The organism is Nocardia sp. NPDC059180 (genome assembly GCF_042754945.1).
Classification (GTDB): Bacteria; Actinomycetota; Actinomycetes; order Mycobacteriales; family Mycobacteriaceae; genus Nocardia.
The window spans coordinates 1-1,863 of record NZ_JBHZBU010000019.1; the positions used below are offsets into that span (position 1 = coordinate 1).

Sequence of the window (1,863 nt, forward strand, 5' to 3'; positions counted from 1 at the left end):
GGTGCGTTCATATAAATCCTCCTTCGTAGTAGTCAAATAAGAAAAGGAGGGAAAAGCCCTCCCGCGTGTATTAATGCAAGCGTGAAAGCTTTTCAGCAACGATTTTCACGCGCCCGCCTTTTTGAGTATTGAAGCGAATCCAAAACTCTGTAAGACGTTCGGTGTCAATATAGTCACGAGAGCCGCCGAGGTTTGGCAAGCCTTGGTTAGAGAAGTCAAACACATAAACCCCATCCGGTAAGACATAACCCAAGTCCGAATGATTTCGGGCTGCAAGTGCTGACGGCTTAATGCTGTAAGGGATGTCGGCTTGGTTAAATACCAATTCCAAGTTGCCCGCAAAGTCGCTGTCCTTCAGCGGGTTGCCTGACTCATCCGTAAAGTAAAACATGAGTTTACGGTAGATCGTCCCTGTCTGAAGCTTCACGATATTTTGACCGTTCCCGGTGAACTGTTCGCCTTTTTCGTTTACAAGCTTCAGGACAGAAATATCCGGCATAGCTTGTGGTACAGAAGGGACGGAGAACGTTTCAATTGTCGGCGTGATTTTCAATTGCTTCAGTGTAACGGTGTCTCCAGTAGCCAACTGATACGCGTCTTGCGCGCGTGCTGTATCAATCTGAAGGGAAACGGTTGTCTCCTCGTTTTGTAGCAAGATAAGACCGACCGGGTCACGTTGGTTTAAAGTTAATGGCAGCGCGACTTGGAATTTAATACGCGCGTCTTTACCTGACGTGCTCGCGGCTGTTTCAATGTAAGATAACGCCCGCGGACTTGATGCAGGTAATAGAACGTCTGGATTCAATCGGTTTAAGCTGTATAGGTGAAGGGCTTCGCCTGACACAACAAAAGGACGGAATCCACTGTTTAATTCCAGTGCAATATTTCTGATAATCTGGTATGGTGAAAATGGTTTAGTTGGAATTGCCGCGTTCTGCGATTTGAGAGAGACAGTCGCGTCAAATTCAACTAAAATTTGTGATAGCAGGCGTACTTTCGGTAGGTTGAATGATACCGTTTGTGCGTCCTCTGTCACTGTCTGTGTACCCATCATCTGCCATGTTTGGCGGGTAGCCTGCGAGAATAGTTGAGCCTTTGCCTGTGCTGATAGTTGCTGTTGAGTTGCCATAAATTAAAATTCCTCCTTAGACTTCTGCCGCGATTGTAGATACAACCGGGATATGATATTTTGCTGAAGCTTTCTTAATAATCCACATGAAAACCATCGTGATAAATACAGTAATGAACGTATGAACTAACCATTTAACCTTCATGCTTTTTTCCTCCTTATACTGCGTTTACTAATTGCGTCACACCGTTAACCGGATGCTTCGTGACAATAACCTTTGTTACGACAATGACCATCATTGTGAATAGCGCAATGACAATCATGTTCTTCAGCCCGACACCTGCAAATTTTCGTGTCTCCAAGTCATCACCTCCTTTAAAGCTTCAATTTTGCTAGTACCGGGTTTTGCATACCCACTTTCCAATACCAAAAATTGTGCCCGCCGGGTTGCTCCATAAATTGCGGCATCCCTGTTGCTTTCACAATCTTTTTACGGTCATCCGGGTTTTGCATGGTGAAAATGAAATAGTGTGAACTGTTGGCCATAGCAATGACCGGAATGTCTGTTGGGCGCTGGGTACAAGCCCAAACGACTGCTTCTTTCGAACGCCCGCGCGTGTATAAGGCTTTCAATTCTTTCGGGTAGTTATGGGCGCTTGGCGCGACTTCCATTAATTCGTCTATCCATAGAATCGTATTTTCACGCTTGTACACCCAGCTCATGAGCGCGTTGTAATATTCCGGCTCTAATTCTTCAGCGACCGGGCAATAGATAATTTTCGGCGTCTCGACCT

Annotated in this window: 2 protein-coding genes; both read right to left on the bottom strand. The window is 45.6% G+C overall.

Features of this window, described 5'->3' with window-relative positions:
- Positions 1-70 precede the first annotated feature (70 nt).
- Positions 71-1,129, bottom strand: coding sequence for a hypothetical protein (locus ACFXNW_RS29990; RefSeq protein WP_376642743.1), 1,059 nt, complete (start codon positions 1,127-1,129; stop codon positions 71-73).
- Positions 1,130-1,444: 315 nt separating this feature from the next.
- Positions 1,445-1,863: hypothetical protein (locus ACFXNW_RS29995; RefSeq protein ID WP_379421172.1), on the bottom strand; the 419-nt coding region annotated here is incomplete at its 5' end.

Bases quoted from the DNA above. Each gene is read 5' to 3' on its own strand.
- ACFXNW_RS29990 (WP_376642743.1), bottom strand. From the start codon at position 1,129: ATGGCAACTCAACAGCAACTATCAGCACAGGCAAAGGCTCAACTATTC.